The 23,655-nt window shown below is 67.6% G+C and carries 16 protein-coding genes; 9 read left to right on the forward strand and 7 right to left on the reverse strand.

From position 1 onward, the window contains the following. The first annotated feature begins 130 nt into the window (after nt 1-130). Nucleotides 131-418: a hypothetical protein gene (locus IIE03_RS17860; protein WP_408632856.1), complete on the forward strand. Its 288-nt coding sequence runs from the start codon at nt 131-133 to the stop codon at nt 416-418. Between the two features lie 4 nt (nt 419-422). Here the strand turns inward: IIE03_RS17860 and IIE03_RS17865 are convergent, their stop codons facing one another. Further along, a complete protein-coding gene (locus tag IIE03_RS17865) occupies nt 423-905 on the reverse strand; it encodes a GbsR/MarR family transcriptional regulator (protein ID WP_318843057.1) in 483 nt (160 codons plus the stop codon). Between the two features lie 146 nt (nt 906-1,051). On the opposite strand from IIE03_RS17865, the gene IIE03_RS17870 reads away from it, so the two are divergent. After that, nucleotides 1,052-1,516 carry a DUF6653 family protein gene (locus tag IIE03_RS17870; RefSeq protein ID WP_192864115.1) on the forward strand — a complete coding sequence of 155 codons (465 nt, stop codon included), beginning with the start codon at nt 1,052-1,054 and terminating at the stop codon, nt 1,514-1,516. A gap of 39 nt (nt 1,517-1,555) precedes the next feature. After that, nucleotides 1,556-2,134: a DinB family protein gene (locus tag IIE03_RS17875; protein WP_192864116.1), complete on the forward strand. Its 579-nt coding sequence runs from the start codon at nt 1,556-1,558 to the stop codon at nt 2,132-2,134. A gap of 262 nt (nt 2,135-2,396) precedes the next feature. Here the strand turns inward: IIE03_RS17875 and IIE03_RS17880 are convergent, their stop codons facing one another. Next, entirely contained in the window at nt 2,397-5,255 is a 2,859-nt protein-coding gene (locus tag IIE03_RS17880) for a UvrD-helicase domain-containing protein (protein WP_192864117.1), read from the reverse strand. Between the two features lie 417 nt (nt 5,256-5,672). On the opposite strand from IIE03_RS17880, the gene IIE03_RS26820 reads away from it, so the two are divergent. Genes IIE03_RS26820 through drmB form a run of 4 tightly spaced genes read left to right on the forward strand, consistent with a single transcriptional unit; the run spans nt 5,673 to nt 17,530 of the window. Then, a complete protein-coding gene (locus IIE03_RS26820) occupies nt 5,673-10,421 on the forward strand; it encodes a sacsin N-terminal ATP-binding-like domain-containing protein (protein WP_192864118.1) in 4,749 nt (1,582 codons plus the stop codon). After that, entirely contained in the window at nt 10,418-12,205 is a 1,788-nt protein-coding gene (locus IIE03_RS17890) for a UvrD-helicase domain-containing protein (protein WP_192864119.1), read from the forward strand. The genes IIE03_RS26820 and IIE03_RS17890 overlap by 4 nt, the downstream gene beginning before the upstream one ends. Continuing rightward, nucleotides 12,198-15,455, forward strand: coding sequence for a helicase-related protein (locus IIE03_RS17895; RefSeq protein WP_192864120.1), 3,258 nt, complete (start codon nt 12,198-12,200; stop codon nt 15,453-15,455). Before IIE03_RS17890 ends, IIE03_RS17895 begins: the two co-directional genes overlap by 8 nt. Continuing rightward, nucleotides 15,455-17,530, forward strand: coding sequence for a DUF1998 domain-containing protein (drmB, locus tag IIE03_RS17900; RefSeq protein WP_192864121.1), 2,076 nt, complete (start codon nt 15,455-15,457; stop codon nt 17,528-17,530). Before IIE03_RS17895 ends, drmB begins: the two co-directional genes overlap by 1 nt. A 53-nt stretch (nt 17,531-17,583) precedes the next feature. On the opposite strand, the gene IIE03_RS26825 is transcribed toward drmB, so the two are convergent. Together IIE03_RS26825 and IIE03_RS17910 are read right to left on the reverse strand one after the other, a co-directional pair. After that, entirely contained in the window at nt 17,584-18,267 is a 684-nt protein-coding gene (locus tag IIE03_RS26825) for a response regulator (protein ID WP_192864122.1), read from the reverse strand. Nucleotides 18,268-18,438: 171 nt separating this feature from the next. Next, nucleotides 18,439-18,891: a very short patch repair endonuclease gene (locus IIE03_RS17910; RefSeq protein ID WP_225997947.1), complete on the reverse strand. Its 453-nt coding sequence runs from the start codon at nt 18,889-18,891 to the stop codon at nt 18,439-18,441. Between the two features lie 234 nt (nt 18,892-19,125). Here IIE03_RS17910 and IIE03_RS17915 point away from each other — a divergent pair, with 234 nt between their 5' ends. Next, nucleotides 19,126-20,685, forward strand: coding sequence for a DNA cytosine methyltransferase (locus tag IIE03_RS17915; protein ID WP_192864124.1), 1,560 nt, complete (start codon nt 19,126-19,128; stop codon nt 20,683-20,685). Nucleotides 20,686-20,687: 2 nt separating this feature from the next. Here the strand turns inward: IIE03_RS17915 and IIE03_RS17920 are convergent, their stop codons facing one another. From IIE03_RS17920 to IIE03_RS17930, 3 genes are all read right to left on the reverse strand, one after another. Next, nucleotides 20,688-20,969: a HigA family addiction module antitoxin gene (locus tag IIE03_RS17920; protein ID WP_192864136.1), complete on the reverse strand. Its 282-nt coding sequence runs from the start codon at nt 20,967-20,969 to the stop codon at nt 20,688-20,690. An 80-nt stretch (nt 20,970-21,049) separates the two neighbouring features. Beyond that, complete coding sequence (locus IIE03_RS17925) at nt 21,050-21,397, reverse strand: YnfA family protein (protein WP_192864125.1); 348 nt, start codon at nt 21,395-21,397, stop codon at nt 21,050-21,052. Nucleotides 21,398-21,544: 147 nt separating this feature from the next. Next, nucleotides 21,545-21,871 (reverse strand): hypothetical protein, encoded by a 327-nt coding sequence (locus IIE03_RS17930; protein WP_192864126.1) that lies wholly within the window; start codon nt 21,869-21,871, stop codon nt 21,545-21,547. A 126-nt stretch (nt 21,872-21,997) separates the two neighbouring features. Between IIE03_RS17930 and IIE03_RS17935 the strand changes: the two genes are divergently transcribed. Continuing rightward, a complete protein-coding gene (locus IIE03_RS17935) occupies nt 21,998-23,635 on the forward strand; it encodes an IS1634 family transposase (protein ID WP_192861465.1) in 1,638 nt (545 codons plus the stop codon). Nucleotides 23,636-23,655 lie beyond the last annotated feature (20 nt).

Here is a 23,655-nt window from a genome sequence, read left to right on the forward strand (position 1 = left end):
GGAGGAACTCTGTCGATGGGGAGGCCCATGGAGCAGGGAAGCTGGCGCTGATCGCCGGCCGTCCGAGGGCCGGTCAGTGTGGTTTCGAAGAAGATGGTCGAGCAGACAGGGGGTGCGTTCGATGGCTGGTGTGAACGACATGGAGCGCCGCGACGACGATGCGGACGCGTCGGTGCAGGCTCAGGAGAACCTCGACCGAGTGACGGCCAGGTTGGAGGCGATGATCGAGCGGGAGGTGGCGGCCGCGATGGCGGACGGCGACGGCGCCTCCGGCGAGTATCGCACCAAGGAACAACGGTGGAACGCCGCCGCCAACGACGTGCGCAACGTCATCCAGCTGATGCGCCAGTCCCTCGAGGAAAACGACGGAACCGCGCAGCGCCTGCAGAACAAGGCCAAGCCGACCGAGCCCAGCTGACGGGCTACGCCCGCGAGCCCTGACGCGCCTCGTACTGCTCCCGCCAGCGCTCGATCAGCGGCACCATCTGCTCGCTCATGTAGGTGTAGAAGTCCTGCATCTCGCGGAGACGCTCGGCCGTCGCCGACTCGTCCGGCGCCGCGGCCAGACCCTCCTCCGCCGCGGCGGTCATGGTCCGCAGCACCTCGTTCTGCTGTGACATCAAGCCTGCCCATGCCCCGGAGCGAAACCGATAGTGGTCACGCCTGCTCCCCGGTGCCGGCACGCGCTCGATGAATCCGATCGGCAGGAGCTGCTTCACGGCCGCCGACACTCCCCCCGAACTGATCTGCAGCTGTTCCCGCAGGTCTGCAGAGGTCATCGTGTCCTGCTCCGTGTAGAGCAGCGCGGTCAGGACTCGCGCGGTCGACTTCTGCATGCCGCCCTGCGCGAGCGTCAGGGCGAGTCTCTCTGCGGCATCCCGCAGCCGGTCGTGCTGAGCTTCCACGTGCCCCACCCTACCTGTGATCAGAGTGTTCAGAAACCTCTGAAAGTAGAGTAGGTTATACGACGACGGCACACCGCGCGGCCTGACCCCCGCCGCGAACGCCGTCGTACACGAGACCACTCCCTGACTCCTCGAGGAGGCCCGACATGGACATGAAGGACGCCGTCGCCGGTGCCCACGGCATGACCGACGACACCTGGAAGCGCCACGCCAACCCCTGGAGCGTGTGGACGCGGCTTGCCGCGATCGTGGTGTTCGAGCTCGCGGTCTGGAGCCGCGAGTGGATCGGCTGGTGGTGCCTCATCGGCGTCGCGCTGGTGATGGTCTGGCTGTTCTGGCTGAACGTGCGGGTGTTCGGGCCGGTGGAGCCGACGTCGTGGGCGGCGCGCGGCATCTACGGCGAGCAGATGCACGTCGAGGGAGGCTTGCCCGCCGAGCACCTCGTCATCACCCGGATCCTGGTGGCACTCGGGCTGGTCGGCTTCGGGCTGATCGCGTGGGGGCTGGTCGCGCTGAACCTGTGGCCGCTCGTCTCGGGGACGGTCCTGCTGCTTATGGCACAGCTCTGGCGGATCGACCGGTACGGGCTGCTGTATCAGCAGCGGGCGTAATGGCTTGCTCACGTCGGGCCGCCACGGTTGGCTGACCCCATGACGACGACGCCCGAGCGCTGGACCCAGGGAACCAACCCCTACGACTGGGTCGACGGCGATGAGGACCCGCGGCAGGCTTTCGCCCATCCCGTGGGTGAGAAGGAGACCCTGGCGAACTACCTCAGGCACTACCGCCTCACGCTCGTGATGAAGTGCGAGGGCCTCGACGCCGAGCAGATGGCGCGGCGATCGGTGCCGCCGTCGACGATGTCTCTGCTTGGACTGGTGCGCCACATGGCGCAGGTGGAGAACCACTGGTTCGAGCGCATTCTCAAGCAGCAGCCCGACGTCCAGCAGATCTACGACACGCCAGAGCACAGCGACGCGGACTTCAACGGCGCGGTCGCGGATCCGGCCGTCGTGGACGAGGCGTGGGCGACGTGGCGGGACCGCGTGGCGTCGGCGGACGCCTGGCTCGACGCGTTCCCCGAGGAGGACCTGGGCACGACGGTCCCGCGCCGCGACGAGCAACTTCCGGTGCGGGACGTCCTGGTCCACATGATCGAGGAGTACGCCCGGCATCTGGGGCATGCGGACCTGCTGCGGGAGGCGATCGACGGGCGGGTGGGGCAGTAGGGGTGTCCGGGCTGTCGTGTACGACGGCGGTCGCGGCGGGGGGTCATGGCTGGAGACGTCAGGCCGGCTCTGCTACGCGGAGTTCGTCGTCCTTACGGTCCAGATAACCCTGCTGGCTCATCAGCGCGCGGACGACAGCCTTACCGAGTTCCATGGGGAGATAGGAGCATCAGAACACCGGCGTCTCGTTCGCCGCGCGCCAAGACCTCGCGGGAGGACGCTTCCACGAACGCTCGAGGAGGGTGAACTGCTGCGAGCCGAGTCAGGCCAGACGCCAGGGGAGCCGGGCATCGACGACGAACCCTCCAGACGCAGGCCCCGCAGAGAGGGTCCCGCCGATACTCTCCGCGCGCTCGATCATCCCCGTGATCCCTGAGTGTGGACGGGGAGCGCCGGAGACGTTGTCGGGCAGCGGGTTGTTGACGACTATGGTCACGCCGGTGTTCGGACTGCCGCGAAGCGTGATGTTGACGGGCAGACCGGTGGCGTGCTTGATGGCGTTGGTGACCGCCTCCTGCACGATGCGGTAGCAGGCGCGAGTCAGCGTCCGGTCCGCGGTGTGCCCCTCGGAGACGACAATGGTGCTCGTGATGCGGGCACCCTGCTCCTTGAGTCCGTTGAGCAGGGCGGTGAGATCGGCGAACGAGACATCGGCGAGTCCGTCAGCACCGGTTCGGAGCGTGGTCAGGAGGTCCTGGAGCTCGGCGCCGGCCTGACGAGCTGCTGCCCGGATCCGCGCAGTGAACTCGTGGACCGCGGGGGAGTCGGACACGATCTCCATGGCAGAGGCCTGGAGCGCGATCTGGGCGAGGGAGTGACCGACGGTGTCGTGAACTTCCCGGGCGAGCGCTGCGCGCTCCTCCTGCGGCGTGGCCGTTACAACTCCGATGGCTGGCGTGGCGGTGGACCGGGACCGCGGCTCCGGGAGCATGTCGCTCGCGTCGCCCTGGCAGATTATGGAGAGCCGGTCCCTAGCGCGCGTCGTGGCCACGTATAGCAACGACCGCTCACGCTGCTGAACGTCAGGTCGGTCGCCCTCGGGCAGCCGGTCGAGGGAGCGCGTGGCACCTGTGGCCGCATCGAGGACCACGACGTTGCGGAACTCCATTCCCTTGGAGCGGTGCATGGTCATCACGACCACCCGACCGCCGCCCGGCATATCCTTCGCGCCGACATGCTGGACCGGCAGATCGTCGCGGAGAAGCCGCTGATGAAGGGCCGTGGCCTCGTTCCCCGTGCGGACCAGGGCGGCGATGGTCTCGGGCGGAACGCCATCGGCGAGCCAGTCACGGACCGTCCGCGCGGTTGCGCCATACGCCTCGGCCGCCGTGGCGTGCCGGGAGAACGCGGGCACAGGGCCGGACCGTGCCGAGCGCAGTCCACTGTCGGCGATCGCGTCGTCCTCCAGGTCGACGAACTCGTGACCGGCGAGGACGCTGCTCGCGTAGTCGAGGTTCTGGGCGGTCGTGCGGTAGTTGAGGGCGAGGCGGCGGGAACGGCCGGTCACGTGGATGTCGTACCGCGCCAGGACGGTCCGGGGCACGTAGATGCGCTGCTGGGAGTCCTCGGCGACGAACAGATCGTCGGGCCCCGGGGCGCTGAGCGCTCGGAGCAGCAGCAAGCGGGCCGGGGTGAGGTCCTGTGCCTCGTCGACCAGGACGTGGTCCGCCACCCGACGTCCGGCCGCCCTGGCGGTCGCGTCGAGCGCGATGGCGGTGAGCATCGACTTCTCGTCGTAGTCAGTGGTGCCTTCCTCGGCTGCCAGGGCGCGGTAGGTCTCCACGACTGTCCAGACCCCGGCCCGCTGCGCCCGCCCCAGGGCGACTCCCCGGCCTTGGCGGCGAGCGCGCAGGTAGGCATCGCGTGTTGTGATCCTCTGGGGCACGACGACGTAGGCGTATTCCGACTCGAGGAAGTCGGTGCTGCGTAGTGCCTCGGGCAGGTCGTCGCCGGACCTCCGCAGCGCTCTGGCCCAGACATCCTGCGTGGAAGTGGCGGGCACGAGGCCCGCCCGCGGGGCACCGAAGAGTATTCGGGCTGCGTCTTCGAAGTCGAGTCCGTGACCGGCGGCTTTGGCGACCAGGTGCCACGCGACCGCGTCGACCGTTCCGACATGGATCCCGCGCTCGCCTGGACTCTTTGCCAGGACGACGCCCTTGTCGAGGATCAAGAGGTTCGTCTTCAGCGTCGCGGCGAGCGTCTTGTTGTACGTCGTCAGGACGATCCGCGCCGCGGGGTTCCTACGCTGCAGCAATCGGGCACGGTGCAGCAGTACGACGGTCTTGCCGGTCCCTGCCCCTCCCGAGAGTCGGAACGCTCCCGAGGTCCTGGCTGCCGCGTGTTCCCGTTGTTGTGGGTGGAGGAAGACACGCCAGCGCGCAAAGCTGCCGTCGATCGCCGCCCGCAGGTCGTCGTCTTCTTCGAAGTAGGTGAACTCCATCCGGGACGTCGGGTGGTCGAGAGCGCGGATCAGGTCGTCGTCCGTGTCCTGGTGCGTCCCGCCGGGCACCGGGCGGACGCGGTAGGCAGCTCGGACTTCCGGGACGGTCTTACCGTCGGCGAGCCACAGGAGTGCGTCGGTCTGGAAGGCGGACGGTGCCGCTATCGCAACCTCCAGGAGCCGGTCGGGACTGGTTGCGACGAGCGCCTCGTGGGCGGTCAACGGTGCGATCCCCAGGTCGATCAGGTCTTCGAAGGTGACACCGTGGGCCTGGAGGACCGGGACGACCGATGACTCGGCCACGGCGTGCGAGTTGTGGTCGGGGACCCCTGTTGCGACAGCACCGGCCTGGTCGACGCGGATCACCTCAGCCCCGCTGGTCTGTGCGTTGCGCTGCAGGACCACGTTCCGCGCATACCTGATCGCCTTGTCGTGCTGGTACGTGCCCAGGTAGATGTACCGCGTCTCGCTGTCCGAGCCGGTGAGCTTGATCAGGACGGCACGCCACCCGTCGTTGACGCGGCCGGTCCTGGCACGGCGGTCGGCAGCTTGCTTCATCGGCTCGATGTGCAGTCCGGGGTTGGTGTCGTTCCTCCGGAGCTTCTCGATGAAGGCCCAGGCATGGGAGCGCAAGCTGCCGTCGAGAGAGGGGATGTCGGACGGGATGATCACCTGGGGCACAGGTCGAGATTAGTTGTCCGAGGGCGTTCACACCTGGGCCTTCGCCCCGTGTCGTCATCGATCGTGTGGTGCCCGACGGCGTCCGGCGCGCTGTGACGTCAAGCCGCTCTCTGGCTGGGTGACGCCCGGTCACCTGCAGAGAGGTGCTACCTGATCTGGTGACCCGCGATCACCGGATCGGATGATGTCAGGACCTCCAATGTTGCGAGAGAGTCGTCCTCGAGGTCGTGAGAGGCTCCGCGCCATCCGAAAGGCGCGGGATGGTACGGCGGGGTTTATCACCCGGGTGAACTGTGTACTTGCTTCACCTACGACCTCCTTTGTCTGAGAGAGTTTCATATGGGACGGAACATCGACCGGGAGGCCGTGAGGTAGATGCAGGTGTGGCAGCGGGGCGAGAGTTCTCTCGCGAGCGTCGTGGCCGAGCAGACGGAGACGTGTCTCGCCGTCTACAGGGAGGACCCGAGCCGGGTCGAGCAGGACGCGAACAACGAGCTCCGGATCTCCGAGGGTGGGTACAACAACCGCCAGTTGGAGGAGACCGTCCAGAATGCGGTGGACGCTGCCCGCCATGGTGGCGGTCGGATCGAGCTCCGACTGACGACCGACACACTGTACGTGGCGAATGACGGGGAGCCGTTCAGCGCAGACGGCGTCAACGCGCTCCTGGGCTCCGACCTCTCCCGCAAGGAGGGCGACAGCATCGGTCGGTTCGGCATCGGGTTCAAGTCAGTGCTCGCGATCTCGGACTGCCCGAGAGTCTTCAGCCGGTCGGTGTCCTTCGGCTTCGACAAGGCCTGGGCCGAGTCCACACTGCGTGGGTATGGGTTCGTCTCGCCGCGTTACCCGATGATGCGGATCGCACAGGTGCTGGACCCGCAGGTCCACGCGGCTGCTGACCCGCACCTGAAGGAGCTGATGGATTGGGCGAGCACCGCGGTGGTGCTCCCGCTGTCGGCCGGGTACGTCGGCGTGAGCAGGCGCCTCATGGCGTTCCGCCCCGAGTTCGTCCTGTTCGCCTCCCACATCCGCGAGGCGCGGTTCCATGACTTGACGACCTGGGCCGCCCGGGGCGACGGCGATGTCGGGCACCCGGAGGCCACCGACTATGTCATCCGCCGGATCTCCAACGGCGACAGTACCGTCACGATCGAGGTCGGAGACTCGTCGGAGGTCTGGAGCCTCGCCGAGGCAGTGCACCAGCCGAGCGCCAGGGCGCGAGCTGAGGCCGGGCGCGTCGCGGACCGGACAGACGTGCCGGTCCAGTACGCCACCAGGGTCCCGCCGACCACCGGCGTCGGACAGTTCTGGGCGTACTTCCCGACCCGCGAGTTCACGACCCTGTCCGGTCTTGTCAACGCGCCGTGGAAGCTCAGCGACGACCGTCTTGGCATCCTCGACACGCCCTTCAACGAGGAAATCCTGACCTCGGTGTTGCCACGCCTGGTCGGTGAGGCGGTCCAGGTTTACGGGTCCACGGAGGACCCGGTCCGGATCCTCGACGCCCTCCCGGCGCGTGGCCGTGAGAACCGCAGTTGGGCCGACGAGACGATCAACGAGCCGGTGATCCAGCACATGCGGACCATCCCATCCGTGCCCGACGGTACCGGCAGGCTGCGGAAGCCCGCAGAGCTCCGCTGGACCGGCTTCGTCGAGGAGGTCGAGCGCGGCTGGCTCCAGGAATGGGCGGAGCACCCTGCGGCACCGAAGGGCCGCTGGGTCCACTCGGGTGCCTACAGCACACAGGAGCGGCGTTCGAAGATCGAGCGGCTGATGTCGGGCAGGGCCGGTCGTGGCGTCGGCGGTGATGGATCGACGGCGTCGTCGATCGCGGAGTGGCTGGAGGATCTGGTCGCCGACGGGTCAGTGACGTCGTCGGCTGCCGCCATCCGGCTCGCTGCGCGGATCGCCCAGGACTCGCAGCGCATCGCTGATTCCGGGCGTCGCTCCCGGGCGATGCAGGGGGTCCTCGGCGCGCGCCTGATTCGGCTCGAGGACGGCGATTTCCGCAAGCCGGAGAAGGGCAGGGTCTTCGTGCGTCAGTCGGAGACCGACGCCGGTCACGACTTCGTCGATGCCGCGCTCGTGGAGGAGCCAGGCGTCAAGGATGCACTGGGGGTGCTCGGCATCGTGGTCTATGACCGCAGCGGCGAGCTCCGCGGCCTCTTCGCCCGTGCCAGGTCCCCCGAGGTCCAGAACGACAAGGCGCTCCTGATGCAGACGTGGCAGAGGATCTGGCAGACCGTGCGCACAATCGAGGACGAGAACAAGGTTTACGAGCTCTTCGTTGAGGACTTCGGGGCCGGCCTGCTCGGTGCGGTCCGCATCCGTACGGCAGACGGTTCGTGGCGTGGCATCGCCGACGCGTATCTGGAGGGCCGCCTGGTCGCGCGGGGTACCGGCAGGGACCAGGACCGTCTGATCGACCCTGCGTTCCACTCCGACGGCGATGTTCGCGTGCTGCGTCGCATCGGTGCGGTCGACGAGCCGAGGTATCGGCCGAGCACGCCGCCGGAGCCCTGGCAAGGTGCGTACGAGGCCGTCGCGGTGGACCGGTTCATCAACGCGCAAAAGGGCTCGACGCCGCAGCGCGACCGGATCGTCGCGGAGGGTTCGATGCCGCCGTGGCCCTTGGAGCCGCTCATCGGTATGTCCGCCGAAGCGCGTGCCGTCGCGACGGAATCCCTCCTCCGGCGAGGCATGCCCACGCCGTGGACAGTCCACCACAGCACCAACTCCAGCTACGGTCGGCTGAACGTGCCCGCACCCGAGGTCTGGTTCCTCGCACGGCACGGGGCCTTCGACGTTCCAGGGTTTGGCATCCTTCCCCCGGGCGAGGTGTTCCAGGCGTCCGAGTCGGTGGACCCTGAAGTCTTCCCGACCGTCGACGTAAGCGACCCCTTCGCTGACAGACTCCGGCTCAGGACCGATCCCGATGACGACGGCCAGATGCCATCCGACGCCTGGAAGGCGCACGCCGCCCGGGCGGAGTCCTGGACCGGAAGCACGGCAGCGGACGCTCGTCGCGGCAAGCTCTACGGCTGGCTGCCGTTCAAGCTTCCGGACGAGCCACTGCCGCTGGTGGCACGGATCGGCGCGCGCTATCAGAAGGTCGCCCCGGAAAATATCGGTGTCACCACCGACCCCGCGGTCTACGAGTCGCTGATCGAGGCCCAGGTTCCGGCACTGCTGCTCGCAGACGACGCGGACTGCGACAAGTTCGTCGAGGAGTGGGACGCCAAGCGGGGCAAGGATCTTCTGCAGGAGGAGGTCGTCACCATTACGGCAGGCGAGCCTGAGTACCTCCTGGACGTTTACCCACCGATGAAGCTCTTTGTCCCGGTCACGGAACACGAGGTCCAGATCCAGCCGTGCCGGAGCATCGAACGGCTCGTTGCCACGCCGGAGGGCCAAAAGGGCCGACCGATCCCGCAGCGCCGGGACGGCGCGGTCGTCCACGTGACCGCGACGGACCCGGCGCAGGTTCTCGCACAGGTCTCCACCGCGCTCAACCTGAGCATGTCGGCCACCGACATTCGCAAGGTGTTCGACGGCATGGCGCGACAGAAGACCACGAGGCTCAGGGCAGAGGTCAGGAAGGCGAAGACCGACGGCGACCGCCTGCTCGTTGCCGTGGGTGTCGACGTGTTGCGCCGGAGCCTGCCCAAGCAGGTCCTCGACATCGTCGAGGGCCTGAGCGGCAAGGCGCCGCCGCACGAGATCGCGGCCCTTGCCTGCTCCGTGCACGGCGTCGGCATCCTCAGGCAGCCATCCATCCTGGCGGCGCTCCAGGAGAATGGCCTGGAGCCGCCGCGCGAGTGGACGGGCCGCAGTATGACGCGCCGCTGGGTCGAGGACCTCGGGTTCCCTACCGAGTGGGCCGGCTTCCAGGCGAACGCGCGCCCGGCGCAGGAGATGATCGACGGCCCTGCCGTACTCAAGCCCCTGCACGACTACCAGGTCAAGGTCACCGAACGGATCAAGAACCTCTTCCTGGGTACCGGCTCCGATCGTGGCATGGTGGCGTTGCCGACTGGCGCTGGCAAGACGCGTGTTGCGGTCCAGGCCCTGGTCGACGGATTGCGCCAGGGCTACATTGCCGATGATGAACCCCTGGTCTGGATCGCGCAGACGGAGGAATTGTGCGAGCAAGCGGTTGAAACCTGGACCCACATCTGGCGTGCCGTCGGCCCCGAGACGGCCATGAACGTCGGGCGGCTCTGGGGGAGCAACTCAGTGGTCGAGGATCCGTCGTCATTCCAGCTCGTCGTGGCGGGCATCGACAAGCTGCGCAGCGTCTCGGAGCGGGAGCCTGAGAAGTACGAGTGGCTGCGTGGTCCCTCAGTGGTGATCATCGACGAGGCGCACACTTCGGTCACCTCCGAGTACACCAAGGCACTCGAGTGGCTCGGCAGGAGCGGGCGCACCCGCAAGGTCAGCCAGCGCCGCCCATTGATCGGTCTTACAGCAACCCCGTTCCGCGGCAGGTCCGAGCGCGAGACCGGGCGACTCGTGAGTCGGTACGGCAGCAACCGGCTCGACACCGGCGCCTTCGCCGACCCGGACAACCCCTACCTGGAGCTCCAGGGCATGGGCGTGCTTGCCCGGGTCCGTCAGCAGATCCTCGACGGCGTGAAAGTGACGCTGACCAGCCAGGAGATCGCGGACATCGAGAAGGCTCCCAAGCTTCCTCCCAGCGTTACGGAACGATTGGGTGACGACAACGACCGCACGCTGCGCATCGTGGATCACATCGCCTCCCAGCCCGAGGACTGGACCATGCTCGTGTTCGCTTCGTCCGTCGAGAACTCCCGCACGCTCGCCGCGCTGCTATCGCGCCGCGGCGTCCCGGCGGTATCCATCTCCGCCAACACCGAGGCCGCCGCCAGGCGGCACTACGTCAAGCAGTTCAGGGACGGAAAAATCCGCGTGATTACCAACTACGGCGTGCTCACCCAGGGCTTCGATGCGCCGAAGGTGCAGGCCGTCTATGTCACACGCCCGACGTTCAGCCCTAACGTCTACCAGCAGATGATCGGACGCGGGCTCCGCGGTCGGTTGAACGGCGGGTCCGAGGAGGTCACGATCGTGAACGTGCAGGACAACTTCACGCAGTTCGGCGACCTGCTCGCCTTCAACCAGTTCGAGTACCTTTGGCGGCGGTGACTGGGGTGACCGACCTGGACCCGAGCCAGCTCGCGGCGATCGAGATCGCCGCTGAGACCCGACAGGTAGTCGTCTCCGGACCCGGTTCGGGCAAGACCGAGGTCGTCGCGGCCCTCGTCGAGCACCTGATCGAGGAGGAGGACCTCGAGCCGTCGACCGAGATCCTCGTGATCAGCTTCTCGAACGCCGCGGTCAACGCGGCGACGGGGCGCCTCGCCGGCAAGGGCATGGACCCCGTGACGGTGCAGACCATGGACTCGCTCGCGCTGGAGATTCTCCGCGACGTCTCCGATGTCGACCCGGCCGGTCTTTCCTTCGATGCTCGGGTCCGGGAAGCGACTCGGATCCTTCGCGACGATGGCTGGGACCGGCTGGAGGATGTGCGACACCTCGTCGTGGACGAGACCCAGGACATCGTGGGTCTGCGAGCGGACTTCCTGCTCGCCGTCCTTGATGTCGTGGATGACGACGCTGGGTTCAGCCTGCTCGGGGACCTCGCCCAGGCCATCTACGACTTCCAACTCGACCACCGGTCGAACATGACCACCTCCGCGGACCTGCTGGCGCTAGCCGCGAGCAAAGGGGACGTCGAACAGAAGGCCCTGACGGGGCAGTACCGTGCCCGCACCCGGGACGCCGTGGGCGCGGCACGACTCCGCGAGGCCGTCTTGACTGGCAGCGATGAGCTCGACGACTTCGAGGCGGAGATCGTCCACGCTGGCACTGTTCCCGACATCGTCCGGCTCGCCCAGGCGTGGAACGGCACCACCGCCTTCCTCACGGCGACCAACGGACAGGCGATGCTCGTCGCCCGGGAGATCGCCGAGGCGGGCGGCGCGGTACGGCTTCGACGACGGGCGGATCAGCGCGTCCTGGCGAGGTGGGTCGCCGACGCGCTCGCGGACTGGGGGCCGGCGTCCATCCAACGCGACGAGTTGTTCGAGCGGCTCGGTCCGCTTGACGTCCATCACGACCCCGCGGACCTGTGGCGGGCGCTGCGGACGGTGGCAGGGTCGCGCGGCAACGAGCTCGACGTCGGCCGCCTGGCGCGGAGGCTTGCAGGCGCCCGACCGCTCCCGCCCCAGGTCATCCACCAGCAGGACGACGGCCTGATCGTGTCGACCGTCCACCGGGCGAAGGGGCTGGAGTTCGACAACGTCGTGCTCGTCGACTTCGTCAGGTACGGGAAGCAGGGGGACCGCGACCTCGATGCAGGACGCCGCGAACGCTTCGTGGCTCTGACCCGCGCCCGCGACCGGATCGTCCGCGTGGACGGGCCTCGCGGCAAGGCCTTCCTATGGGGGGAGCGCTGGTACCTCGCTGGCCGGACGAAGGGGCAAACGTTCGGTTTCGAGCTCGGGACCGGCGACCTGGACAAGACGGCCCCGCTGGGCGAAGACCTCGCAGCGACGCAGCAGCACATCGCGACGAAGGTTCGGCCAGGCGATGCCCTGGAACTCGTTCTTGACCCGCGACGATCCACGCTTTGGGTCCCGACGTACACGTTGCTGCACGCCGGGGTCGTCGTCGGACAAACGAACGAGACGTTCGGCGCGGCCTTCGCGGCACGCATCAAGCCGGCTGAGACACGAAAGAAGGATCTGCTCCCTTGGCCGAAGCTCTTGGGCGCTCGAGTTGAGGACGTCGTGACCGTCGTTGGTGAGCCAGCTCGGGATGGTGTCGGACGTCGCGGCTTGTGGCTCGGTGTGACGGCCGCGGGAATGCTCGACGTGCGATGGCGGACGCTCGACCCGCAGTGGAGAACGGAGAACGGCGATGACTGACCTGGACGTGAACGCCTGGTACGCGGCTCGCTCGGCGATGGTGGACGCGCTGGTCGCGGACCTGTACGGCGCGACCGACGCCGATGACATCCTGACCGAGGCGCCGCTGTCCCGGTTCGTGGTCGGGATCCTCCACCCGCGCTCCGACGAGCCGATCGAGGATGTGCGCGACGACGACCAGTCCGACACGAGTACGGCCACCGACTCAGGCAATGACCCGGCGGTCGCCCTGGCCCGCATGCGGTATCCGTCGACCATGGGTCTGACTTTCTCGGTCGCGGCGGACACCTTGTCAGTGGAGGTGGAGGTGTCGGCGGATCAATACCGTCAAGTTGTCGATCCGCTAGAGGAGGCGGAGGTCCGGGAGGAGCTGGTCCAGCGCGCCGAGGAGCGCCGCGCGCGGCTCGGCGACGGGGCTGCAGCTGTCGACGTCGAGGACGAGGAACCAGAAGAGGCCGAGACCCGTGCTGCCACCCGCAACGAGGGCCTGTGGAGGGTCGTACCTCAGGACCCGCGGACGTTCTCGGTGGACGTGACCCGTCCTGGTACGTATCAGAAGTGGGACGTTGCGAACGACCTCGTGCTGCGGACCGTGATCCGGCCCGAGCGTGACGATGCGGTCAGCGTCACCGTGGTGCTGGTCAACACGCACGCCCGTCCCGAGAAGGGGTTCGCGGACGCGCTGTGCTGGTTCCGCCCTCGCCTGGCGGTCACCACACCGGACGGGCACTTCGTCGACCGGCGCCCGGTCCGCGAACTCGCCTTCCAGGACGAAGACGAGCGCAGCGGCGAACTGCTGTACCGAACCGAACGGCACCTCGCCGTCGGGCACGGCTGTGCGGTCACCTGGGAGGAGGGCTCGCTCGTCCAGCGGGTCGAGACGACGTTCTTCCCAAGCCACGAACTACGCCTCGCCCGAGCCGATCGGAACGACGTCCCCCGGCTGAGCATGAAGGCGCTTGGCGCGGACGACGACCGGGGCGCGCTGGTCGGCCTGGTCGACGTCTACGAGCAGTGGATCGCGGGGCAGGAGTCGCGTGTCCCCGTTCTCGACGCGAGGCATGTTCCGACGGCGAAGCGGCATCTGGCGGACGCCCGCCGCGCGGTCGCCCGCATGCGGGAGGGCATTGCGTTGCTAGATCGCGACCCGCAGGCGGCCCAGGCCTTCCGGATCATGAACGAGGTGATGCAGCAGCAGCGCATCCGGCAGGTGATGGTCCGGGGCGGGCTGGAAACGCCTCCCGACATCGAGGGCCAGTGGCGGCCGTTCCAGATGGCGTTCGTACTGCTCAACCTCGTCGGTCTGGCAGACCCGAAGCACCCCGACCGTGACGTTGCCGATCTCCTCTGGTTCCCCACTGGTGGTGGCAAGACCGAGGCGTACCTCGGTCTGATCGCGTTCGTCCTGGCGCTGCGGCGCTTCCGCGGCGGACATGAGGCCGGCGCGGGCGTGGGCGTCGTCATGCGCTACACGCTGCGGCTCCTGACGATCCAACAGTTCGAGCGAGCCGCCGGCCTCATCTGTGCCCTCGAAGAGTGGCGGCGGCGTGAAGCGCCGGACGTGCCTGTGTTCTCCATCGGTCTCTGGGTCGGCCAGGGAGCGACACCAAACGACGTCAAGGCCGCCGCCAAAGCGCTCAAGAAGATTCAGGACGGCGAGGAACCGAGCGACGCGGGCAACCCGCGCCAACTCCTGCGCTGTCCGTGGTGCGGCACTGCGCTCCCCGCCGACGCGTACCACGCGGACGTGCGCGAGGACAGGATGACCGTCCGGTGCCCCGGAGAGACGTGCGACTTCCACGACGGACTGCCGGTGCACCTCGTCGACACCGACGTGTACGCGCACCGGCCGTCGCTGGTGATCGGCACGGTGGACAAGTTCGCGATGCTCGCCTGGCGCGATGACGCTGGCGTGGTCCTTGGTGCGTTCCATGACGCCAAGCCGGACCTGATCATCCAGGATGAGCTGCACCTGATCAGCGGACCTCTCGGCACGCTGGTCGGCCTCTACGAGACTGCCGTCGACGCCCTGGCGACGTCCGACGACGGTGTCCGTCCCAAGCTCGTGGCCTCCACGGCCACGATCCGTCGAGCGACAGACCAGGTCGAAGCCGTCTTCGACCGCTCGGCGCAGCAATTCCCGCCACCGGGCCTGGACGCCGGCGACTCCTTCTTCGCCGTCGACGCCGATCCTCAGGACCGTCCGACCCGCCGGTACGTGGGGGTGATGGCGCCGTCGACCAGCCACGCCACGCTGCTGGTCCGTGTGTACGCTGCGCTCCTGCAGGCCGGTTCCGATCTGGACGCCCCCGACGAGGTGCGCGACGCCTACTGGACGATGCTCGGCTACTTCAACAGCCTGCGTGTCCTCGGCGCCGCCTACATCCAGTCGCTCGACGACGTTCCCGACCGGATGAAGGTCGTCGCGGCGCGAGCTGGCCACCAGGTCCGGGAGATCCGTGACCCGCGCGAGATGACCTCTCGCAAGAGGTCGAGCGAGATCCCCGAGGAACTCGCGCGGCTCTCGGCGTCGTACCCCGACCCCGAGAGCCCCGACGTCGTCCTCGCCACCAACATGATCTCGGTGGGCGTCGACGTCGACCGCCTCGGCCTGATGAGCGTCATGGGACAGCCCCAGATGACCTCCGAGTACATCCAGGCGACCTCGCGGGTCGGACGATCCCACCCGGGTCTCGTTGTCACGATGTTCAACGCGGCGAAGTCGCGCGACCTCTCGCACTACGAGTCGTTCACCACCTACCACCGTGCGCTGTACAAGCAGGTCGAGGCGACCGGGGCGACGCCGTTCGCACCCCGTGCGCTTGACCGTGCGCTCCACGGCTTGCTGGTGATCCTCGCCCGGCACTCGGTCGCCGGAGCGTCCGGCAGCGCCTCCGTCGGCGTGCCCGTCGAGTCCGAGGCCTTCGAGGACCTCGTCGAGGTCATCGCGGCACGCGCGTGCGCCGTTAAGCCGGAGACGGAGGACGAGGTACGTGATGCCCTCGAAACGCTCGTCGAGAGCTGGTCCGATGCCGTCAAGGACGGCCAGGTGCAGAAGTACGAGGGGTGGGTAAGCGCTGAAGGGGCTCTCATGGTCCCTGCGGGCGGGTCGCCATACGGGCACTCCGATGGCGGCTCGGCCGCGGACATCTTCCCGGTGGACGAACCCCACTGGCCGACCCTGACCAGCCTGCGCAACGTCGACCGGGAGAGCACGCTGCGGATCGTGACGCGAAAGCGAGTGAAGTGATGGCCGTCTCGGGCAAGCCCAAGGCACGCCAGAGCCAGCTGGTGACTACCTATGGAGTCGGGTCGTTGTTCCCCGACGCCGATGCGAGCTACATGATCTGCGGGATCGACGACTGGGACACCAGGTTCGCGCAGTCGATCGAGGAACCGCGGCTCGCCAGGACGCTCGGCGTCAACACGTTCTATGCGCCGCCCACCGGTCGGAAGAAAGGCGATGTCCCCGCCATCCGCTTCCCCGAGTGGCATTACTGCTCCGGCTGCCGGCGCCTCGCGCCGTTCTGGAAGTTCGGCGGCAAGAAGGGTGAGGTGAGGTGCGCGGACTGTGCACGCGACCTCACGCCGTCGCGTTTCGTCGCCTGCTGTGAGAACGGGCACATCGAGGACTTCCCTTACTTCCAGTGGGTACACCGGGGCCAGGACGCAGAGGAGGGTGCGGAGCATCGCCTGACCTTGCGGTCGAGAGGTAGCTCCTCGTCGCTCGCGTCGATTGTCGTGTCCTGCTCGTGCGGCGTGCGGCCCTACAACTTGGAGGGTGCATTCAGCGCGGGAGCGCTGCAGGGCATCAGGAGGTGTTCGGGAAGCAGACCCTGGCACAACGGCATGCCGAACGTCCCCGACTGCGACCGTCCTCTTCGGGTCTTCCAGCGCGGTGCCTCCAACGTGTGGTTCCCCGTGCAGCGTTCCAGCATCTCGATTCCGCCCTGGTCGAGTGTCGCGGCACAGTACGTGACCAAGAACTGGGAGACTCTCAAGCCGCTCTACGAAAATGCGGGCGAGCCCGTGGCCCGGCAGGCCATCGGGTCCATGATCCAGCGGCAGGCCGAACTCTCTGTCGACGCTGTGATCGACGTCGTGCGTCAACGTCTCGGCCTCGATGCCGAGGACGCTCCGAACGACGACGCCCTGCGCACCCAGGAGTACGAGGCGCTCAAGGCCGGGCACGAGGGTCCGAGGCGCGACTCCTTCCAGTGCTTGCCCGTCCGGCTGCACCCGTCGCTCGACGGCCTGGTTCGTCAGGTTTCGCAGGTGAACCGCCTCCGCGAGGTGCGCGTGCTCTCGGGGTTCTCCCGCGTCACCCCCATCGAGGCGGAGGCCGGTTCGGCACGCACGGCGGCGCTGTCCGCCGAGAAGGTCGACTGGCTGCCTGCCGTCGAGGTCATGGGCGAGGGGATCTTTGTCAGGCTCGACGAGGCCGTTGTCGCGGCCTGGGAAGGCGGGGCGTTCGCCCAGACGAGAGAGGCCGGCGTCCGCGTTGCCCAGATCGCACGTGATGCCGCGCTGAAGATCGCCTCAGAACCTGTGAGCGCCCGGTTCATTGCGCTGCACACCCTTGCCCACATGCTGCTCAAGGAGCTCAGCCTTGACGCCGGATACCCCCAGGGGTCGATCCGCGAACGCGTCTACGCGCTCCCGGGCCAGGCCGGGATCCTCCTGTACACCGCCTCGTCCGACTCCGCCGGCAGCCTCGGTGGACTCGCTGCGCTGGCCGCCAGCGACGACTTCGCACCGATCTTCCGCAACGCCCTGGAACGCGCCACGTGGTGTTCGAGTGACCCGGTTTGCGCCGAGACCGGGGCAACTGGCACGGACGCGCTCAACCTCGCAGCGTGCCATGCCTGCGTCCTCGCCCCCGAGACGAGCTGCGAGCACCGCAATCAGTACCTGGACCGGTTGACGGTCGTCGGTTCCCCGGCCGCGCCAGAGGTAGGTCTCGGGTCGTCGGCGCTCGACCTTCCCGAGGCGAGACCTGCAGGTGGCGAACGAGCGGTGGTGGCAGCCGTGCCACAGGCAGCTGCTCAGCTGCCGACCGTGTGGGCGGACGCGCTCGCGTCGCCCGAGACCACGTCGGAAGAGCGGATCCTCGCAGAGCGGCTCGTGGCGTTGCAGCCTGTTCTGCCCGTCCCGGAGATCGGGGCTGAGATCGAAGGGGTCATCGTCTCAATGGCTTGGGACGGCCCAAAAGTGCTGGTGGACCTCGATGGCCTGACTGACGCCGACCGCGTCCGTCTCGTGGGGCACGGATGGACGGTCCTGCCGCCGGAGCCCTCGCAGATCGTGACGGCGCTCCAGGGCTGAGGACCTGTCCGAACTTCCCGAGTGCGTGCGTTGGTGGGCGGCACGCATACTGATCAGGTACTCGGCGCGTCGGATTTCGTATACCCGTCCGACGCAGCTTCAGCCCGGTCGACGATCACTGCGATCTGGTCCCGGCTCTCCAGACCGAGCTTGGTCATGATGCTGGACAGGTGAACCTTGACGGTGTTCTCGGAGAGGTTCATATACCGGGCGATGAGACGGTTGGTGCGCCCGGCGACGAGGGCGGCGACCTCTCGCTCGCGCTCCGTGAGCTGGGCCATCTGTGCCAGGGCCTCGGCCTTGCGGTCCGAGACGCCGGGGGCGCCGGAGATTCGCTGGATAACGGTCGTCGCCGCGCTCGGCCCGAGGGCCGCGGCGCCGTCGGCCACGGCACGGACATGCCCGGCGAGTGCGTCGGGGTCGTCGTCTTTGCCGAGAAATCCGACGGCTCCGGCCTCCAGCGCCTTGACGACGGCATCCCGGCTGCCGAAGCCCGTGAGGGCGACGAACCGGGGTGCGCCCGGGCAGGATGCGTTGCGGCGGATCGCCTCGACGCCGTCCACCCGCCGCATCTGCAGGTCGATGAGGACGACATCGGGGCGATGACGGGCGATGGCGTGGGGGACCTGGTCGCCGTCGTCCGCCTCGCCGACGACATCGATCCCCTTGGCGGTAAGGATGCTGTGGATCATGGTGCGTGCGAACGCGTCGTCGTCCACGATGAGTACCTTCGTCACGGCTCAACGGTATCCGTCGCACCTGCGATGTCGCCGCTGTTCGGCGGTCGATGTTCCGATCCCGGACAGGTGCTCCCAGTAACCTGTCGGGTCGGCTAGCGGTGAGGCTGCCACCGGCGAGCCGGGTGCGTTCGGTCATCCCGGCGATGCCCGGGCGCTATCTCTGCCGCATCAGCGGTCGGTCACGTCCTTACCCGGGGCAGGAGACACGACGAGGTTTCTGTCGGGTGTCGTCCCATGGCTCGACGTGAACGGAACGGGCCGGACGACGGCCTCGATCGTGTCCGCCACCGCCGTCGGGTCCTCGTGTTCCCAGAAGCGCAGGACGGCCCAGCCCGCGCCCGCCAGGACCTGGTTGGTGTCCGCGTCGCGCTCGACATTCATCTGGAGCTTCCGCTCCCACCACTTGGCGTTGGCACGCGGCTGCGTGGCGTGCTGGGGGCACCCGTGCCAGAAGCAGCCGTCGAGGAAGACCGCGACCTTCGCGCGCGTGAAGGCGACGTCCATCGTACGGCGCGGCCTGCCGGGGACCGGGTAGGTCACACGGTATCGGAGGCCACGGGCGTGCAGCAGGCGGCGGAGGTCGAGCTCCGGCTTGGTGTCCTTCCTGCGTGCGACACTCATACGCCTGCTTACGTCGGGGGTGGAAGCGCCCGGATGAGGACCCAACGAGGTCATGGCCTAACGCTACCCGCGGCTGGTTGACCCAACCTGAGGGCACCATCACTCGTCCCGGGGGCGACCGTGGGTCAGGCTCGTGCTCGGCGCCACGTCCTTGAACCGGAACCGCGACGTATTGCCGCACGTCACACCCAGGCTGGCAGCGCCGATGTCGGTGGCCGACGCTACGATGACCGGATGGCAAGCGCACCGCACGTTCCCGGGCCGATCAAGGTTCTCGATCTGTTCGCTGGGTGTGGCGGCCTTACCGAGGGCTTCCATCAGTTCCGGCCCGAGGGCATGGACAAGACGGACCCACCCGTCTTCCGGAGTGTTGGCGCGGTCGAGTGGGATCCTGCGGCCGCAGCGTCGTACGCGATGAATTTCGGCACCCTGTCACCGAGGGAACGCCATTTCCCCCCGACGGAGGTCTACCAAGAGAACATCGTCAACTGGAAGCCGAAGTGGGCCCCGGGCGAGATCGACGTCGTCGTTGGTGGACCACCTTGCCAGGGGTTCTCGGGACTGAACCGGAACAAGGTCGGCGCCGAGCGGAACCAGCTTTGGCAGGAGTTCATCAACGTTGTCATCTCGCTCCAGCCGAAGGTCTTCGTTATCGAGAACGTCGACCGGTTCATCCGCTCACCCGAGTTTGCTGATCTCAAGAACCGGATGGGCAGCGACGGTCTGGAGAGGTACTCGCTGCGGGAAGCCTGGGACGTCAAGCCGGGCGACTCGGAGCAGGTGCGTGCGAAAAAGTATCTCTTGAACGCCGCCGACTACGGCGCGCTGCAGGCACGGCGGCGAGCCATCGTCATCGGTGTCCGCACGGAGGAGGATCTGCGTGCCGAAGAGTTCGAGTATCCGGAGCCAAGGTATTCTCAGAAGCTTCTTGAACACCAGAACCTGCAGGCCTTGGAGGGGCTGGATAACTCCGAGCGCCGAGAGGAACCCTGGAACACGATCGACGACGTGTTCGAGTACACGCGGGCCTTGGGACTGAACCGCATCAACTTCCGCAGAGAAATGACGTTCGTACCCGAGATCGGTATGAAGGTCGAAGGGCCCTTCACGACGAAGCAGCTGCATTTCACGCGTGCCCCTGAACCGGTCTCGATAGCGCGGTACACGGCGATTCCACCCGGTGGCAACCGGAAGAATCTGCGAGGCCGCTACTGGTGCCGCTTCGACGACGGGGAGGAAATTCTGCTCCAGAAGGACTCCGTGTTCCGAGATGCCGAGGGGAAGCTCGTGCTGTCGGGCTCGTATACCGAGGTGATCGACGGCGGAGTGCTGGGCGTGCGCAGCTGTCGGGTGAAGCAGTTCGACTCGGAACCGCACTTTCTGCCCGGACGGTCGGGGCGCAACAAGTCCGAGGCGTATGGTGTCGTCATCGACGACAAGGGAAGAGAGCGAAAGGCCACGCTCGTATATTTATCCACGGTCTCCTGGGACCGGCACGACGCCGGTTCAGGCGATGTCATGGGTCGGCTCCGCCTGGGCAGACCCTCGGTCACCATCCGAACCGAGTTCTTCAAGCCAGAGAAAGGTCGCTACCTGCATCCGACGGAGCACCGTCCGATCACCCACTACGAGGCGGCGCGTCTCCAGGGATTCCCTGACAACTTTCAATGGTGCGGTTCCAAGACCGAGATTGCGAGGCAGATTGGCAACGCCGTTCCGATCCCGCTCGGAAAGGTTGTCGCCGGCGCGATCTACGACTATCTTCGGCGGGACGGTACGCCGCCGCAGTCCTGACCTCAGTGGGCGCCAGACGAACTACTGGGCAGGGATGACTCGCCCGCGTCGCGTTCAACCTCGAGGTCGTAACGGGCCTGGAGGTTGATCCAGAACATGGCGGTCGTGTTGAAGTAGCGGCCCAACTGCAGTGCGGTGTCAGCGGTGATCCGGCGCTTGCCGTGGACGATCTCGTTGATCCGGCGGGGTGGCACACCGATCGCGACGGCGACCGCGTGCTGGGTCGTGCCGAGCGGCTCGATGAACTCTTCGAGCAGGACCTCGCCGGGGCGGATCGGAGCGATCTTTGGTCATGTCGTCCTCCTCCTCAGTGGTAGTCCACGATCTCGACGTCATGCTCCGTCCGACGACGCCGCTCTCAAGCTCAGGCTTCTCCCCGCGGCCCATACATGATCACCGCCATCCCACCCAGACAGATCAGCGCCCCCACCACATCCCACCGATCCGGCCGATACCCGTCCGCCACCATCCCCCACGCGATCGACCCCGCGACGAACACCCCGCCGTACGCCGCCAGGATGCGCCCGAAGTTCGCGTCCGGCTGCAGCGTCGCCACCACGCCGTATAGCCCGAGCGCGATCACCCCGAACCCCACCCACAGCCAGCCGCGGTGTTCGCGTAGCCCTTGCCACACGAGCCAGGCCCCGCCGATCTCGAACAGAGCGGCGACGACGAACAGGAGGACAGAGCGGGGAACAAGAGTTGAGTCCACCGGCTCACGGTACGACGGTGGCCCTTGCGGGCATCATGAACAGACGTCTGGACGACAAGGTTATCATCGAGAATAGTATTCCGGGCAACAATCTTGTGCTCGATGGTCTTCCTGCTCACCCCCAGGTCCGACGACGGCCCAGCGCGATCACGCGAGACGCCGGGACCATCGGGTCCCGTCGGACGTGAAGCCAACTCGCTCCAGATAACCCGCCTCGGCGCGGCCTGCCTCCTGACCCACCAGCACTGGGGCGACAGGACCAGAACCTGCACCCGGACCGCCGTCGGCCCCCGCAGCACCGCCCCGCGCCCCCAGCACCGGCCGCACCACCTCCCGCAGCCCCGTCCCGGCCAGCGCCCCCGACTCCTCCCACACGAACTCCCCAGGCGTGAAGTCCCGGAACCGCAAGCTCACCCAGTCCAGCAGGACAGCCCCGACCCCATCGCCGAGGTCGAGCACCTCGACCACACCCACGGTCTCGTCGCCGCCCTGAGTTTGGTCATCTCGGCTTGATCCGTGCTGGCGCAGTGCTGTGACCTGTGGTGATGGTGGTCTTAGTGCGCGGTTTCACGCACTAACGGGCTGGCCTACGCTCGGTGGGTGGCGTTCATTCGACGGGTCCGGACCGCGTCCGGGGCGACGGCTGTGCAGATCGCGGAGTACGTCGGCGGGCGTCGTCAGCGGATCGTGGAGCACCTCGGGTCGGCGCACTCCGAGGCCGAGCTCGGCCTCCTGCTGGAACGGGCCCGCGGCCTGCTTGCCGACGGCCGGCAGGGTGTCCTTGACTTGGGTCTGGAGCCCACGACGCGCGCGGTGGGACTGGTCCCGGCTCCTGGCGAGCCGGCCTTGCTCGGCGGCCAGCCGGTCCCGTCTCAGGCGCCGCGGGTCGGTCCCGCGCGGGTGGAGTCGACCGCTTCGCGTGTCTTGTTCGACGCTCTGGTAGGCGTGTTCGCCGACCTGGGGTTCGACGGGATCGGGGACGAGACGTTCCGGGACCTGGTGATCGCGCGGATCGTGGAGCCGACCTCGATCCTGGACGTGGGGCGGGTTCTGAAGGACCTGGGCCACAGCCCGGCGAGCGAGAAGACGATGCGCCGCACCCTGGCCCGCTGCGTCGGCAACGGCTACCGCGACCAGATCGCCGGGTTGTGCTTCGATCACGCGCAGGCCAGCGGTGATGTGTCGTTGTGTTTGTACGACGTCACCACGCTCTACTTCGAGGCCGAGAAAGAGGACGGGCTGCGGAAGGTCGGCTACTCCAAGGAACGACGAGTCGACCCGCAGATCGTCGTGGGCCTGCTGGTGGACCGGTACGGGTTCCCGCTGGAGATCGGCTGTTTCGAGGGGAACAAGGCAGAGCGCCTGACGATTGTGCCGATCATCGAGCAGTTCCAGGCTCGCCACGGTATCGAGGGGATCGTGGTGGTCGCCGACGCGGGCATGCTGTCGGCGGGCAACCTGGCCGAGCTGGACCGCGCCGAGCTCGGGTTCATCGTCGGCTCAAGGATGACCAAGGCACCGATCGACCTGGAGTCCCACTTCCGCTGGCACGGGGACGCGTTCACCGACGCCCAGGTCATCGACACCATCACCCCGAAGACCGGGCAGAACCTCGAGAACGACCCGATGCTGCGCAGCGAACCGGTCTGGGACCCGGCCACGCACACGCGGTCCTGGCGGGCGGTGTGGTCCTTCTCCCGCAAACGGTTCGTGCGCGACAACGCGACCTTGACCCTGCAGGAGAACCGCGCCCGGGACGTGATCGACGGATCCCGGACCGCGAAGGCCACGAGGTTCGTCAAGACCAGCGGGGACGCACGCACCCTGGACGAGAAGGCACTGGCCCGAGCCCGAGCGCTGGCCGGGCTGAAGGGCTACGTCACCAACATCCCGGCCACGGTGATGCCGCCGGCAGAGGTGATGACCTGTTACCACGACCTGTGGCACGTGGAGCAGTCCTTCCGGATGAGCAAGACCGATCTGGCCGCCCGGCCGATGTTCGCCCGCACCCGCGACGCGATCGAGGCGCACCTGACCATCGTGTTCACCGCCCTGGCCGTCGCCCGCGCGGCCCAGGACCGCACCGGCCTGGCGATCCGCAACATCGTGCGCCAGCTACGCCCCCTGCGCTCGGCAACGATCACCATCAACGGCACCACCGCCACGTTCCCGCCCGCGATCCCCACCCCACAGCAGACCATCCTCGACGCACTGAACCGCGACGACGTCACGCACTAACCCGAATGACCAAACTCGGG

The sequence above is a fragment of the Myceligenerans pegani genome, from assembly GCF_014892515.1.
Taxonomy (GTDB): Bacteria; Actinomycetota; Actinomycetes; order Actinomycetales; family Cellulomonadaceae; genus Myceligenerans; species Myceligenerans pegani.

Bases quoted from the DNA above. Each gene is read 5' to 3' on its own strand.
- IIE03_RS17910 (WP_225997947.1), bottom strand. From the start codon at position 18,891: ATGAGTGTCGCACGCAGGAAGGACACCAAGCCGGAGCTCGACCTCCGC.
- IIE03_RS17895 (WP_192864120.1), top strand. From the start codon at position 12,198: ATGACTGACCTGGACGTGAACGCCTGGTACGCGGCTCGCTCGGCGATG.
- drmB (WP_192864121.1), top strand. From the start codon at position 15,455: ATGGCCGTCTCGGGCAAGCCCAAGGCACGCCAGAGCCAGCTGGTGACT.
- IIE03_RS17870 (WP_192864115.1), top strand. From the start codon at position 1,052: ATGGACATGAAGGACGCCGTCGCCGGTGCCCACGGCATGACCGACGAC.
- IIE03_RS17875 (WP_192864116.1), top strand. From the start codon at position 1,556: ATGACGACGACGCCCGAGCGCTGGACCCAGGGAACCAACCCCTACGAC.
- IIE03_RS17915 (WP_192864124.1), top strand. From the start codon at position 19,126: ATGGCAAGCGCACCGCACGTTCCCGGGCCGATCAAGGTTCTCGATCTG.